General features: G+C 48.7%; 12 protein-coding genes and 1 tRNA gene. All 13 read left to right on the top strand.

Annotation, left to right across the window (positions count from 1 at the left end):
* The first annotated feature begins 13 nt into the window (after nucleotides 1-13).
* The 13 genes from CWE09_RS08480 (at nucleotide 14) to rpoC (ending at nucleotide 14,736) form a co-directional block, all read left to right on the top strand.
* Nucleotides 14-544: a hypothetical protein gene (locus tag CWE09_RS08480; protein WP_126803538.1), complete on the top strand. Its 531-nt coding sequence runs from the start codon at nucleotides 14-16 to the stop codon at nucleotides 542-544.
* 137 nt (nucleotides 545-681) lie between these two features.
* Nucleotides 682-1,194 (top strand): hypothetical protein, encoded by a 513-nt coding sequence (locus CWE09_RS08475; RefSeq protein ID WP_126803537.1) that lies wholly within the window; start codon nucleotides 682-684, stop codon nucleotides 1,192-1,194.
* Between the two features lie 56 nt (nucleotides 1,195-1,250).
* On the top strand, nucleotides 1,251-1,979 hold the full coding sequence (locus tag CWE09_RS08470) for a glycerophosphodiester phosphodiesterase (RefSeq protein WP_126803536.1): 729 nt from the start codon (nucleotides 1,251-1,253) through the stop codon (nucleotides 1,977-1,979).
* Between the two features lie 55 nt (nucleotides 1,980-2,034).
* A complete protein-coding gene (locus CWE09_RS08465; protein ID WP_126803535.1) occupies nucleotides 2,035-2,541 on the top strand; it encodes a hypothetical protein in 507 nt (168 codons plus the stop codon).
* A 124-nt stretch (nucleotides 2,542-2,665) separates the two neighbouring features.
* Nucleotides 2,666-2,742, top strand: a tRNA-Trp gene (locus CWE09_RS08460).
* A 60-nt stretch (nucleotides 2,743-2,802) separates the two neighbouring features.
* On the top strand, nucleotides 2,803-3,180 hold the full coding sequence (gene secE / locus CWE09_RS08455) for a preprotein translocase subunit SecE (RefSeq protein WP_126803534.1): 378 nt from the start codon (nucleotides 2,803-2,805) through the stop codon (nucleotides 3,178-3,180).
* 16 nt (nucleotides 3,181-3,196) lie between these two features.
* Nucleotides 3,197-3,742 carry a transcription termination/antitermination protein NusG gene (gene nusG / locus CWE09_RS08450; RefSeq protein WP_126803533.1) on the top strand — a complete coding sequence of 182 codons (546 nt, stop codon included), beginning with the start codon at nucleotides 3,197-3,199 and terminating at the stop codon, nucleotides 3,740-3,742.
* 114 nt (nucleotides 3,743-3,856) lie between these two features.
* Complete coding sequence (gene rplK, locus CWE09_RS08445) at nucleotides 3,857-4,285, top strand: 50S ribosomal protein L11 (RefSeq protein ID WP_126803532.1); 429 nt, start codon at nucleotides 3,857-3,859, stop codon at nucleotides 4,283-4,285.
* Between the two features lie 4 nt (nucleotides 4,286-4,289).
* Entirely contained in the window at nucleotides 4,290-4,991 is a 702-nt protein-coding gene (gene rplA, locus CWE09_RS08440; RefSeq protein WP_126803531.1) for a 50S ribosomal protein L1, read from the top strand.
* A 265-nt stretch (nucleotides 4,992-5,256) separates the two neighbouring features.
* Complete coding sequence (rplJ, locus tag CWE09_RS08435) at nucleotides 5,257-5,775, top strand: 50S ribosomal protein L10 (protein ID WP_126803530.1); 519 nt, start codon at nucleotides 5,257-5,259, stop codon at nucleotides 5,773-5,775.
* Between the two features lie 54 nt (nucleotides 5,776-5,829).
* Nucleotides 5,830-6,204: a 50S ribosomal protein L7/L12 gene (gene rplL, locus CWE09_RS08430; protein WP_126803529.1), complete on the top strand. Its 375-nt coding sequence runs from the start codon at nucleotides 5,830-5,832 to the stop codon at nucleotides 6,202-6,204.
* Between the two features lie 208 nt (nucleotides 6,205-6,412).
* Complete coding sequence (gene rpoB / locus CWE09_RS08425; protein WP_126803528.1) at nucleotides 6,413-10,441, top strand: DNA-directed RNA polymerase subunit beta; 4,029 nt, start codon at nucleotides 6,413-6,415, stop codon at nucleotides 10,439-10,441.
* Between the two features lie 86 nt (nucleotides 10,442-10,527).
* Nucleotides 10,528-14,736: a DNA-directed RNA polymerase subunit beta' gene (gene rpoC, locus CWE09_RS08420; protein ID WP_126803527.1), complete on the top strand. Its 4,209-nt coding sequence runs from the start codon at nucleotides 10,528-10,530 to the stop codon at nucleotides 14,734-14,736.
* The last annotated feature ends 619 nt before the right edge of the window (nucleotides 14,737-15,355 follow it).

The following is a 15,355-nucleotide window of genomic DNA, read 5'->3' as shown; positions in this document are numbered from 1 at the left end:
AAAAGGGTTCCCAATGGGAGCCCTTTTTGTTACTCATATATTTGTTGCTCATATAAAGGATTATCTTGTGCTCAAATTCAGGCCTGTCGCCGTTCTTGCTATCTTTCCCTTTTTATCCGCTGCCAGCCACGCCAGTGAAGACAACCTGCACTTTGGTGCGGGTCTTGGCTTTAACTATTCCGGACTCGGTGGCTACGCCTCCTATACCTCCGGCAGCCAGATAGTCGCGCTTAGTGCCGGCGTCAGGCTACCTGTTAATAATGCAACCGTAGGCGCAGGTGCGTCCTGGCTGCGCACTGACTTTATCGGTCAAGGCGGGCCGGACTCTGAGCACGCATTGGGAGTCTACGTTGGCTCGGTAGGCGCGGAGACCTATCCACGGTTTTCCTCCAATCGCCGTATCAACTGGGGGGCGGGGCCGATGTACCAGTTCTACGAGAATGGTGCGACGAGCCCCGGTCTTGTCGTTGGTGTCGGTGTGATGTTCGGTCACACCGACAGTAGCTATAAATCATTTTCGGTTTCACTGGGTTATCAATTTTAAGTTTCATTGATTGTGTAGGGTCTCTGACCCCGTTTTCCTCCCTGCCCGGTTTTATTGAGTAGTGGATTTACTCACTCAGTGGTAAACTTAATTTTAACATCTTCATTTGCTATCAAGTTTTCGCACAAGGACGTTATATGAAAGCAACACTCTGGAAATTGCTCGGTATGGCAGTGATCTTTGGGCTTGCTACGCCTGAGGTTTATGCGGACGACTGGGTTGTTAGCTTCGGATATTCAGTTATCCCCGACGAAACCATTAACGGTCAACGGTACAGGACGAGTGGCAACGTTAATTTGTGGTTTGGTGCCCCTGAAGCGATCAATTATCGGCAGGGATTCTATATCAACGCAGCCCTTCCGGAGGAAGTCTGGAATAGCGGGAATGGCCGGGAGAGTAGTTCATATACCCTGGTTAATGCAGGTTTTACCTTTATTCCTTCTGATGCTTTTATTCTGTACGCTGGGCCAGGCTTGTCCTATCAACGAGTTAATCCAAGAGCTCCGCTGGAAACATTCCACCGTTATCGACTGAACGCTAATCTGGGTGCCATTATCAAGATTGGCAGCTTTGGCATTAACCTTAGTTACGATACTGCGCCTAAAGCGGTTGCAGTTGGTGTTTTGCTTCGTTCGTCGGCATTTCAGTAAACCCCTGTTTGTCGGCTCTGCTATTATGCAGGAGATGAGATTTAAGGAGTCGATATATGACGGAGTGGATTAGCCATCGCGGTTATTGCGCTGATGCGACGGAAAACACCGAGGCGGCGTTTGATGCGGCTATAGATCTGGGTTTTGAACATCTGGAGACGGACTTACGTTGCACCCGCGACGGTCATATCGTGCTTTGTCACGATGCTAATCTGGGGCGTATTTCACCGGATAAATGGAAAATCAGTGACTATACGCGCCGTGAGATTGAGCAGGTTCGCTTGTTTAACGGTGAGCCGTTGCTATTTTTCGATCAATTTCTTGATAAGTACCAACACTTACGCTGGATTCTGGATATAAAGCCGGACAGTGCGGAGCAGACGTTACAGCAGCTGAAGAAATGGCAACAACAGCCCGAGGTCGAGCATTTTTTGCGCAATAGAGCGCGTTATTTGATGTGGGGCTCAACTCACGAAGAACGTCTTAAATCGCAAATGAACGATGCGTTCTGTCTGGCTCGTGATAAAGCCTGTTACCGTGCCGGCGTCGCTGCGCTGGTGGGTATACCCCAGCTCGGCAACATACAGGATAATCAGTATTATGCAGTGCCACCAAATCTCAAAGGGGTACCGCTATTAAGGCCTAAACTGGTTCAGCGTTATCACCAGAAAGGAGCTAAAGTAATAGGGTACTTACCAGAGAGTGTTAAAGAGCATGAGCAGGCAATTAAAGCTGGTGTCGATGAAATACTAACTAACCAGGCACAATTGCGTGGTACGTTCTGAAAAGCCATCATAACCTTGTTAACGTACTTTATCGTTGTGTAGTCATGGAGTTGTTGTGATTAACTTATATAAATATACTTTGTTATGCAGTTCGCTATTTTTATTTCCAACCTTAGCCAACGCGGATGCGACTTACCATCCTGGCATAGGCATTGGCGCTCAGTATTCAGGCCTGGGTGCTAATATGACGCGCGCCACGGATAATGACTTGTGGGTGGTCGGTGGTGGCCTGGTGCGTTATAACAGTGACTCTGGTAGCTTGTTTGGCTTAACTGCCTCCTACCATCGTTCAGATATTCTGGGTGATTCCGGTGAGCATGCGATAGGTATTGGGGTTGGCCCAGTCGGCGTGCAACGAAGTTTTGAGTACTGGCGTCAGGATGGCTGGACTTATTATCGGGAGACTGATCAGCGCGCTGTGTATGGCGGTATGCTGATGTATAATTATTACCCGCGTCGGATGTCTCTTGGTGGGAGCCATATCGGCGTGAGCTTTGGTTATGGAGAACGCGACGGTCGTTCAGTCCGGGGACTTGATATTAATTTCGGCTATCGCTTTTAAACAAGCTATGGGCTTGTTTTCAGCGCTTTGATCGGTATAATACGGCGTCCATCCTACCCAGCCTTAATTACCTTTGGTTTTACGTGTGAGCAGAGGAAGTTTGATTGGTGTAGATGGAAGTTCCAGGGGTGTAGTTCCAATTGGTAGAACAGCGGTCTCCAAAACCGACGGTTGGGGGTTCGAATCCCTCCACCCCTGCCAGATTTTAACAGAGTGCCGATGGTACTCAGTGTAACAGCGTAGATTGCAGGATCAGCAACCATGAGTGCAAACACAGAGAATCAGTCAAACCCGTTAGATAGCGTTAAATGGATTATTGCCATTGCTTTGCTAGTCGCTGCTGTCGCAGGTAATTACATGTATAGCGACATGTCTGTTGTAGCTCGCGCTGGTGGCGTTGTGGTCCTGGTTGCCTTGGCTGCAGCGGTACTGAGTCAGACAGCAAAAGGAAGCCAGTTTATTGCCTTTGCAAAAGAGAGCCGCATAGAAATACGTAAAGTAGTATGGCCCAGTCGCAAAGAAGCCACTCAGACAACCATGATTGTTATCGTCGCCACTGTTATCGTAGCGCTTTTGCTTTGGGGCTTAGATGGTATTCTGGTGCGCGTGGTTGGTCTTGCAACCGGCATAAACATGTAAGCAAGCGGAGAAAATAATGTCTGAAGAACAGAAAAAACGTTGGTATGTAGTCCAGGCTTTTTCCGGCTACGAACAGCGTGTACAAAAAACTTTGCTTGAGTACATAAAGACCCAGGGCATGGAAGAGCTTTTCGGTGAAATACTGGTTCCTACTGAAGAAGTTGTTGAAATGCGCGCCGGTCAACGTCGTAAAAGCGCACGTAAATTTTTTCCAGGTTATGTGCTGGTAGAAATGGTGATGACAGAAGACACCTGGCACCTGGTCAAAAGCACGCCTCGTGTTCTTGGCTTTATTGGTGGCACTGCTGAACGTCCGGCCCCTATCAGCCAAAAAGAAGCAGATTCTATTCTTAACCGCCTGAACGAGTCAGAAGACAAACCACGTCCGAAGACGATGTTTGAACCGGGTGAGCTGGTCCGTGTTAACGATGGCCCATTTGCTGACTTTAACGGCACCGTGGAAGAAGTTGATTACGAAAAAAGCCGCATGAAAGTGTCGGTTTCAATCTTTGGTCGTTCGACACCTGTCGACCTGGATTTCAGTCAGGTAGAAAAGTCTTGATCAAGCTGGCGGGTTAATATACAATCCGCCTCCGTTTTTATACATCGGGAAGCCGTTTGAGCATGCTACCTCAAAGCGTGCGAGGCGTTACACCCATTTACAGAGGTAATTATCATGGCTAAGAAAGTATCCGCCATTATCAAGCTGCAAGTTGCAGCTGGTTCGGCAAACCCTTCACCACCCGTTGGTCCTGCATTGGGTCAGCACGGTGTGAACATCATGGAATTCTGTAAGGCGTTTAATGCGCAGACAGACAGCCTCGAAAAAGGCGCTCCGGTTCCAGTTGAAATCACTGTGTTTGAAGACCGTTCTTTCACGTTTGTAACCAAAACCCCACCTGCGGCTTTCTTGCTGAAGAAAGCGGCTGGTATTAAGAGTGGTTCTGGCGAGCCGAATACCAAGAAAGTTGGTACCGTGACTCGTGCGCAACTGGAAGAAATCGCGACCACTAAAGACCCGGACTTAACTGCCGCCAGTATGGATGCAGCCGTTCGGACTATCGCGGGTTCAGCTCGCTCAATGGGCTTGAACGTAGAGGGTTAATGTCATGGCTAAATTAACAAAACGTATGCGCACTATCCGCGAGAAAGTAGAAACAACTCGTGATTACGATATCAATGAAGCTGTGGCTTTATTAAAAGAATTAGCAACTGCTAAGTTTACTGAGAGCGTTGACGTATCAGTGAACCTTGGCATTGATGCACGTAAATCAGACCAGAACGTTCGTGGTGCTACGGTACTGCCAAACGGCACAGGTCGTGATGTTCGTGTAGCTGTATTTACCTCTGGCGATAATGCTGAAAAAGCAAAAGCAGCCGGCGCTGACTTAGTAGGCATGGAAGACCTTGCTGAACTGGTCAAAAAAGGTGAAATGAACTTTGACGTGGTTGTTGCTTCTCCGGATGCAATGCGCGTTGTTGGTCAGTTGGGTCAGATTTTAGGTCCACGTGGCCTGATGCCAAACCCGAAGACAGGTACCGTAACTCCAGACGTAGCTACTGCAGTTAAAAATGCAAAAGCTGGTCAGGTACGCTACCGCAATGACAAAAATGGTATCATTCACTGCACTATTGGCCGTGTAGATTTTGAAGGTACTAAGTTAGTCGAAAATCTGGAAGCTTTGCTGGGTGCGCTGCGTAAAGCGAAGCCGTCTTCAGCTAAAGGTTCTTATATTAAACGTATCAGCCTGTCGACCACTATGGGCGCGGGTGTACGTATTGACCAGGGCACGCTGGAAGGCAAAGCTTAAGTCAAAAGGTTTTAGGGTTGGAGCTGCCTCTCATTTATGAAGCGGCTCTCATCCAAGACCGCAGGAGCTCATTCCGGGAGGAAAGGGCTTAATCGCTTCTTGTAAGAGAAGGTCCTGCGCAGATGGTGAAGTCCGACTCAGACTCTCTGGGAGAGATTCACCGTGACAAAGGGGTAAGGGCGTTGGCAACAGCAAACTTACCAACTTGTAACGTGGAGCGGAGGTGCTTGACACCGAAGTTCCGATTTAAAACGAGGTGATACTAGTGGCACTAGGTTTAGAAGCAAAAAAAGCGATTGTTAAAGAAGTTAACGATATCGCTTCACAGGCTCTATCCGTCGCTGTTGCTGAGTATCGTGGAATCGAAGTTGCAGACATGACTAAACTTCGTACCCAGGCCCGTGAGCAAGGTGTGCATCTGCAAGTAGTGCGGAACACATTAGCGAAACGTGCTTTAGAAGGTACTCAGTTTGAAGATATGTCTGAGGCATTGAAAGGTCCACTTCTCTATGGTTTTTCTTTTGAAGCTCCGGGCGCTGCCGCTCGTTTGTTCAAAGATTTCTCAAAAGAGAACAAAGACCTGAATGTGACTGCGCTATCGATCGGTAACGGTCTGATGGGTCCAGAAAAACTGGACGCTGTAGCGTCACTTCCGACTCGCGACGAAGCATTGGCCAAATTGCTTGCCACCTTCAAAGCGCCGGTTACTAAATTTGTTCGTACTATTAACGAAGTACCGACCAAGTTTGTCCGCGTATTGGGTGCAATCAAAGACGCTAAATAAGCGATTTTATTTTTTAATCGAATTATACATTCATAATCCCAGGAGTTTAGAAGCATGGCTCTGACTAAAGAAGACATTTTAAACGCGATCGCAGAGATGCCAGTAATGGATCTTGTAGAACTGATCGAAGCTGCTGAAGAAAAATTCGGTGTTGACGCATCTGCTGCTGTTGCAGTAGCTGCACCTGCTGCTGGTGGCGAAGCCGCTGCAGAAGAGCAAACTGAATTTGACGTTGTATTGAAAGCTGCGGGCCCTAACAAGGTCTCTGCTATCAAAGGCGTTCGCGCTGCAACCGGTCTTGGCTTGAAAGAAGCTAAAGCTATGGTTGAATCTGCTCCAGTAGCAGTGAAAGAAGGCGTGTCTAAAGATGAAGCTGAAGAGCTGAAAAAACAGCTTGAAGAAGCTGGTGCAGAAGTTGAGATTAAGTAAACTTGACTTGCATTAAGGCCTTTTCAGGGCTTAGGCTGGTGACTTTTTAGTCACCAGCCTTTTTGCGCTAAAAAGGATGCATTCTTTTTCGTTACAGTTTGGAATGCATTAGTATTTATAACTGTAGTAAACGGATTTGACGAGATCTGTTAGTAGCTGCCACGCTGTCTGGCAGTTAGGGTCAGAAATCAGCTAGCTGAGGAACCCCATGGCGTACTCCTACTCTGAGAAAAAACGAATTCGTAAGGACTTCGGTAAGCGCTCGCAAGTGCTTGAAGTACCTTACTTGCTATCTATTCAGCTTGATTCATTTAAGAAATTCATCGATGCCGATCCGGAAGGCCAGTATGGTCTTGAAGCCGCGTTCCGCTCTGTTTTTCCGATAACCAGTTATTCTGGTAATGCGGAACTTAAATATGTCAGCTATCGCTTGGGCGACCCAGTATTTGATGTGAAAGAATGTCAAATACGTGGCGTAACCTACTCAGCTCCATTGCGCGTTAAACTGCATATGGTGCTGTATGACAAAGACGCACCGGCCGGTACGGTCAAAGATATAAAAGAGCAGGAAGTGTACATGGGCGAAATTCCGCTCATGACCGAAAACGGTACCTTTGTAATCAATGGTACTGAGCGTGTAATTGCATCCCAGTTGCACCGCTCGCCTGGCGTATTCTTCGACCATGACAAAGGTAAGACCCATTCTTCAGGTAAAGTACTATATAACGCACGGGTGATCCCATACCGTGGTTCCTGGCTTGATTTTGAGTTTGATCCGAAAGATAACGTATTTGTACGTATAGATCGCCGTCGTAAGCTGCCTGCGTCTATTATTCTTCGTGCGTTAGAATATAACAACGAAGAAATTCTCGATATGTTCTTCGAGAAAACCAAGTTTGAAATTCGCCGCGATAAGATCTTCATGGCCTTGGTGCCTGAACGTCTGCGTGGTGAAACTGCTTTGTTTGATATTAAAGATGAGAACGGCGATGTAATGGTCGAGAAAGCTCGTCGCATTACTGCCCGTCATATCAAACAGCTCGAGAAAATGGGCGTTGATGAGATGGAAGTGCCGGTAGACTACCTGGTAGGTAAGGTACTGGCTAACGATTACGTGGACAAAAAGTCAGGCGAAATCATTGCTTCTGCAAACGACATTATTACTCTGGAGCTTTTGGCTGAGCTGCGCGAAGCTGGCTTTAAGAAATTCCAGACTTTGTTTATGAATGACCTGGATCACGGTTCATACATGAGCGAAACGCTGCGTATCGATAACAGCACCAACCGCTTAGAAGCGCTGGTGGAAATTTATCGTATGATGCGTCCAGGCGAGCCACCGACTAAAGATGCAGCCGAAGCTTTATTTTCGAATCTGTTCTTCAGCGAAGACCGTTATGACTTATCTACGGTAGGTCGTATGAAGTTCAACCGTCGCCTGAGTCGTGACGAGCTGGAAGGCAGCGGTAACCTGAGCAAAGAAGATATCGTTGCAGTGATGCAAAAACTGATCGAGATCCGTAATGGTCTGGATACAGTGGATGATATCGATCACCTGGGTAACCGTCGTATTCGTTCCGTAGGTGAAATGGCTGAAAACCAGTTCCGTGTAGGTCTGGTACGTGTAGAACGTGCGGTTAAAGAACGTCTGAGTTTAGGCGATCTGGACAGCGTGATGCCACAGGACCTTATCAACGCTAAGCCTATTTCGGCGGCGGTGAAAGAGTTCTTTGGTTCAAGTCAGCTGTCTCAGTTCATGGATCAGAATAATCCATTGTCAGAAGTCACTCACAAACGTCGTATTTCGGCGCTTGGTCCGGGTGGTCTGACACGTGAACGTGCTGGTTTTGAAGTTCGTGACGTACATCCGACGCACTATGGTCGTTTGTGTCCAATCGAAACGCCGGAAGGTCCGAACATTGGTCTGATCAACTCGTTATCTTCGTTTTCACGTTCCAACGAATATGGTTTCTTAGAGACTCCGTACCGTCGTGTGGAAAATGGCGTAGTTACAGACGAAGTGGATTATTTGTCGGCTATCGAAGAAGGCAAATACGTTATCGCACAGGCGAACATTAACCTGAGCGATAAGAACGAAATTCTGGAAGACCTGGTACCCAGTCGTCACCAGAACGAGTTTAGCCTGAGTAGCAAAGAACATGTTCAGTATATGGACGTATCGCCACAGCAAATCGTGTCGATTGCAGCTGCACTGATCCCATTCCTGGAACACGATGATGCTAACCGTGCATTGATGGGTTCTAACATGCAACGTCAGGCGGTGCCTACATTACGCGCTGACAAGCCGTTAGTAGGTACAGGCATCGAACGCACAGTAGCTGTGGATTCTGGTGTCACTGTAATTGCTAAACGCGGTGGTGTGATTGACTACGTAGACGCGAGTCGGATTGTGGTTAAGGTGAATGAAGAAGAGATGGTTCCAGGTGAAGCTGGCATCGACATTTACAACCTGACCAAGTACACGCGTTCTAACCAGAATACCTGTATTAACCAGAAGCCTACGGTCAATCCGGGTGAACCTGTGCAACGCGGTGACGTGTTAGCAGACGGTCCATCAACTGACCTCGGTGATTTGGCGCTTGGCCAGAACATGCGCGTAGCCTTTATGCCGTGGAACGGTTACAACTTCGAAGACTCGATTCTGATTTCAGAACGCGTCGCTATCGAAGACCGTTTAACCACGATTCATATTCAGGAACTGAATGCAGTGGCTCGTGACACCAAGCTGGGTCCGGAAGAAATTACTTCTGATATCCCTAACGTTGGTGAGTCTGCGCTGAGCAAATTGGATGAATCCGGTGTTGTGTATATCGGTGCTGAAGTAAACGGCGGCGATATTCTGGTCGGTAAGGTAACGCCTAAAGGCGAAACCCAGTTGACCCCGGAAGAGAAACTACTACGAGCAATCTTCGGTGAAAAAGCCTCGGATGTTAAAGACAGCTCACTACGTGTACCTAACGGTGTCACTGGTACTGTTATTGACGTTCAGGTATTTACCCGTGACGGCGTTGAGAAAGATAAACGCGCACTGGACATCGAAGAAATGCAGCTGGCCCAGGTTAAGAAAGATTTAACCGACGAGTTTAAGATCCTGGAAGAAGGGGTTTATGCCCGTGTACGTAATCTGTTATTAGCCAATGGCTTTGATGAGTCAAAACTGGCTGCTCTGGATCGCGTTAAGTGGCTGACTCAGAACTTAAAAGACGAAGACGCTCAGCAACAGCTTGAGTACCTGTCACAGCAGCACGACGAATTGCGTGCTGACTATGATACGCGTTACGAAGAGAAGCGCCGCAAGATTACTCAGGGTGATGATCTGCAGCCGGGTGTACTTAAGATTGTTAAAGTATACCTTGCCGTTAAACGTCGCATTCAACCGGGTGACAAAATGGCCGGTCGTCATGGTAACAAAGGTGTTATCTCGACTATCGTACCTATTGAAGACATGCCGCATGATGAGCATGGCGAACCGGTTGATATCGTATTGAACCCGCTGGGTGTACCGTCACGTATGAACGTCGGTCAGATCCTGGAAACCCATATGGGTGCTGCGGCTCGAGGCATTGGTACCAAAATAGAGAAGATGCTGAAAGAACAGCGTGAACTGGCGGAGCTGCGTAAGTTCCTGCAACAGGTTTACGATTTGGGTGATGTACGTCAGAAAGTTAATTTAGAAGAGTTCAGTGATGACGAAGTTATGCGTCTGGCTGAAAACCTGAAAGCTGGTCTGCCTATAGCAACACCAGTATTTGATGGTGCTATTGAATCAGAAATCAAAGAATTACTGACCCTGGCAGATTTGCCGGAATCAGGTCAGGTTACGCTGTACGACGGCCGCACGGGCAATTGCTTTGAGCGTCCGGTAACCGTGGGTTACATGTACATGCTGAAACTGAACCATTTGGTGGATGACAAAATGCACGCGCGTTCTACTGGTTCGTACAGCCTGGTTACTCAGCAGCCGCTGGGTGGTAAGGCACAGTTCGGTGGTCAGCGATTTGGTGAGATGGAAGTATGGGCACTGGAAGCATATGGTGCTGCGTATACTCTGCAGGAAATGCTCACTGTTAAATCGGATGACGTGAACGGCCGTACGAAGATGTATAAGAACATTGTTGACGGCAACCATCAGATGGACCCAGGTATGCCGGAGTCCTTCAACGTATTGTTGAAAGAGATCCGTTCACTGGGTATTAACATCGAGTTGGAAGAGAAATAAGGGCCGTCACGGCGCGAGCGCCATGGCATCTCAGGTGGGAGCCTTAACCGGCTCCCCGAAGGTTTAACTCCGACAGGAGAAGAAGCGTGAAAGATTTATTGAAGTTTCTGAAGCCCGCGAACCAGACCGACGAGTTCGACGGAATTCGTATCGGACTGGCATCGCCGGACCAGATTCGTAGCTGGTCATATGGTGAAGTTAAAAAGCCAGAGACCATCAATTACCGTACATTCAAACCTGAACGTGATGGTTTGTTCTGTGCTCGTATTTTCGGGCCGGTAAAAGACTACGAATGTTTATGTGGCAAATACAAGCGGCTCAAGCACCGCGGGGTTATCTGTGAGAAGTGTGGCGTTGAAGTCACTCTGACCAAGGTACGTCGTGAGCGCATGGGGCACATTGAACTGGCTAGCCCGGTTGCCCATATCTGGTTTTTAAAATCACTGCCATCCCGCATCGGTTTGATGCTGGATATGACGCTTCGTGATATCGAGCGCGTACTGTACTTTGAATCTTACGTAATTATTGACGCTGGTATGACGTCGATGGAAGTTGGTTCATTACTGGGTGAAGAAGATTACCTGGATGCGCTTGAAGAGCACGGTGACGAGTTCGAAGCCAAAATGGGTGCTGAAGCTGTATTGCATATGCTGCGCCAGGTGAACATGCCTGAGCAAATCAAAATGCTGCGCGAAGAGCTGCCTGAAACGAACTCAGAAACTAAGCGTAAGAAGATCTCTAAGCGTCTGAAGTTGCTGGAATCATTTGAAGGTTCAGGGAACAAGCCTGAGTGGATGATCCTGCAGGTTCTGCCTGTGTTACCACCGGATTTACGTCCACTGGTACCGCTGGATGGTGGCCGTTTTGCAACTTCAGATCTGAACGACTTATACCGTCGGGTGATCAACCGTAATAACCGTCTGAAGCGCCTGTTAGACCTGGCTGCTCCGGATATTATCGTGCGCAACGAAAAACGTATGTTGCAGGAAGCGGTTGATGCTTTATTAGACAACGGTCGTCGCGGTCGTGCTATTACTGGCTCTAACAAGCGTCCTCTGAAATCTTTGGCCGACATGATCAAAGGTAAACAGGGTCGTTTCCGTCAGAACCTGCTGGGTAAACGTGTTGACTACTCAGGCCGTTCGGTTATTACCGTAGGTCCTAAGTTGCGCCTGCATCAGTGTGGTCTGCCGAAGAAAATGGCACTGGAACTGTTCAAGCCCTTTATCTATGGCAAGCTGGAAGGTCGTGGTTTAGCCACTACCATTAAAGCGGCGAAGAAAATGGTTGAGCGCGAAATTCCTGAAGTATGGGACGTGCTGGACGAAGTCATTCGCGAACATCCGGTTCTGTTAAACCGTGCACCGACTCTTCACCGTCTGGGTATCCAGGCGTTTGAACCGGTGCTTATCGAAGGTAAAGCGATTCAGTTGCACCCATTAGTGTGTGCGGCCTATAACGCCGACTTCGACGGTGACCAAATGGCGGTTCACTTACCGTTGACTTTAGAAGCGCAAATGGAAGCTCGTGCGTTGATGATGTCGACCAACAACATCTTATCGCCAGCCAGTGGTGACCCTATCATCGTTCCTTCACAGGACGTTGTATTGGGCATTTACTACATGACGCGCTCATCGATAAACGCGAAAGGCGAGGGTATGGTGTTTAAAAGCCCGGCCGAAGCTGAAAAAGCTTATCGCACCGGCGATGTAATACTGCATTCGCGCGTTAAAGTACGTGTAAATGATTGCGAACGTGATGAAGATGGTGTGGTCACTGAGTTTACTCATATTGTCGAAACCACAGTAGGTCGTGCGTTATTGTTCATGATTCTGCCTAAAGGCATCGCCTTCTCGCATATCAATCAGAACATGGGTAAAAAACAGATCTCAGGTCTGTTGAATACCTGTTACCGCGATTGTGGTCTGAAAGATACCGTGATTTTTGCTGACCAACTGATGTACACAGGTTTCCACTACGCCATGATTTCGGGTTCTTCTGTCGGCATTAACGACATGGAAATCCCGGATTCTAAGAAAGACATCATTGAAGGCGCGGAAGCCGAAGTTGCGGAAATTCAGGCTCAGTTCGAACAGGGTCTGGTAACTGCAGGCGAGAAATACAATAAAGTTATCGATATCTGGTCAACGGCAAACGAAAAAGTTTCCAAAGCCATGATGGATAACCTGTCTAAAGAAAGCGTAACCAATGCCAAGGGTGAGCAGGAAGAGCAACAGTCTTTCAACTCGGTCTACATGATGGCGGATTCCGGTGCTCGTGGTAGCCCCGCACAGATTCGTCAGCTGGCTGGTATGCGTGGTCTGATGGCAAAACCTGATGGTTCAATCATCGAAACGCCTATCGTAGCTAACTTCCGTGAAGGTCTGAACGTACTTCAGTACTTCATCTCAACCCACGGTGCGCGTAAAGGTCTTGCCGATACAGCACTGAAGACGGCCAACTCAGGTTACCTGACCCGTCGTTTGGTTGACGTGGCGCAGGATCTTGTCATTACCGAGACCGACTGTGGTACGGAAGACGGTTTATACGTTAAACCACTGATTGAAGGTGGTGACGTAGTAGAGCCGTTGCGTGAACGGGTACTGGGCCGGGTAGTTTGTGAAGACTTACTGACTCCGGGTTCCAATGAAGTTCTGATCCCGCGTAACACACTAATTGATGAAAAATGGTGTGACATCTTAGAAGCCAATTCGGTGGATGAGATCAAGGTTCGTTCTATCATCACCTGTGATTCATTACGCGGTGTCTGTGCATTCTGCTATGGTCGCGACCTGGCACGTGGGCATATCGTTAATGAAGGTGAGGCCGTTGGTGTTATCGCAGCGCAGTCTATCGGTGAGCCAGGTACACAGCTTACCATGCGTACCTTCCACATCGGTGGTGCCGCATCACGGGCATCGGCTGAGAACAACATCCAGGTTAAGAACCCGGGTAAACTGAAACTTCACAATGCGAAAACTGTTGAGAACTCAGATACTCACCTGGTGATTACGTCACGTTCAACTGAACTGACGCTAATTGATACCTACGGTCGTGAGCGCGAGCGTTACAAAGTACCTTACGGTGCAATCCTGAAGAAAGGCGATGGAGACGCTGTTGAAGGCGGCGAAATCGTAGCGAACTGGGATCCGCACACTCACCCAATCATTACTGAGGTGAAAGGTCGCATTAAGTTTGTGGATATGATTGATGGCGTGACTATCACTACACAAACTGACGAACTGACCGGGCTGAGCAGTTACGTGGTACTGGAAACTGGTCAACGTACCAGCGCCGGTAAAGACATGCGTCCTGCAGTTAAACTGGTAGGTGAAGACGGCGAAGACGTTAACATCGCCGGCACCGAAATGCCTGCACAGTACTTCCTGCCAGGTGGCGCTATCGTCAGCCTGAGTGATAATTCGGAAGTAGGCATTGGTGACACCCTGGCACGTATTCCGCAAGAAGGTTCGAAAACGCGGGATATCACCGGTGGTCTGCCACGGGTTGCTGACTTGTTTGAAGCACGTAAGCCTAAAGAGCCGGCTATTCTGGCGGAAATCACAGGTACTGTTTCCTTTGGTAAAGAAACCAAAGGCAAGCGTCGCTTGATGATTACACCACCAGAAGGCGATCATTACGAAGAGATGATTCCGAAATGGCGTCAGCTGAATGTCTTTGAAGGTGATCAGGTCTCCCGCGGTGAAGTTATTGCCGATGGCCCTGAAGCCCCGCACGATATCTTGCGTTTACGCGGTGTGTCTGCAGTGGCTAATTACATCACTAACGAAGTTCAGGAAGTTTACCGCTTACAGGGTGTTAAGATTAACGATAAGCATATCGAAGCTATCGTTCGTCAAATGCTTCGTAAAGGGCTTATTCAGAAGTCTGGTGATTCTGAATTCCTTGAAGGCGAACAGGTCGAAGTGTCTCGTATCATTGAGAACAACCGTCGTCTTGAAGCGGATGGCAAAATGCCAGCGCTGTATGAGCGCCAGTTACTGGGTATTACCAAAGCGTCACTGTCGACTGAGTCCTTTATCTCAGCGGCATCGTTCCAGGAAACTACCCGCGTTCTTACTGAAGCTGCCGTGCAGGGTAAAGAAGACAGCCTGCAGGGTCTGAAAGAGAACGTTATCGTTGGCCGCTTGATACCAGCTGGTACGGGTTACGCCTATCACCAGGACCGTGCGCGCAAGCGTCAGGTTGAGGTGGAGGAAGCTCAGGAACAGTCGGTAAGTGCAGAAGAAGCGGAACAGGCGTTATCGGACGCTCTGAACCAAAGCGACGATTAATAGTTTCGGCGTTAGTTAAAAAAGGCTCCTTCGGGAGCCTTTTTTGTTGCTGGAAACAAACAAATCGCAACGGCAGGCACAGCCTGCCCTATAAAAAACGCCGGTAGGGCAGGTTCCACCTGCCGTGGTAGCCATCCGCGTGCACGATATTGAAGGTCTGCTCGTGATAGCGCCCGGGTGCATGAATGGTCCAGCCAGGTGGGAAGCGGATACATCGCAACGGCAGGCACAGCCTGCCCTACGTGAAATCTGGCTGATGTCGGGTAGGGCAGGTTTTACCTGCCGAGGTAGCCATCCGCGTGCACGATATTGGAGGTCTGCTCGTGATAGCGCCCGGTGCATGAATGGTCCAGCCAGGTGGGAAGCGGATACATCGCAACGGCAGGCACAGCCTGCCCTATAAAAAACGCCGGTAGGGCAGGTTCCACCTGCCGTGGTAACCATCCGCGCGCACGATATTGGAGGTCTGCTCGTGATAGCGCCCGGTGCATGAATGGTCCAGCCAGGTGGGAAGCGGATACATCGCAACGGCAGGCACAGCCTGCCCTACGTGAAATCTGGCTGATGTCGGGTAGGACAGGTTTTACCTGCCGAGGTAGCCATCCGCGCGCACGATATT

The organism is Aliidiomarina minuta (assembly GCF_003987145.1).
Classification (GTDB): Bacteria; Pseudomonadota; Gammaproteobacteria; order Enterobacterales; family Alteromonadaceae; genus Aliidiomarina; species Aliidiomarina minuta.
This window is presented reverse-complemented; position numbering and strand designations above follow the sequence as displayed.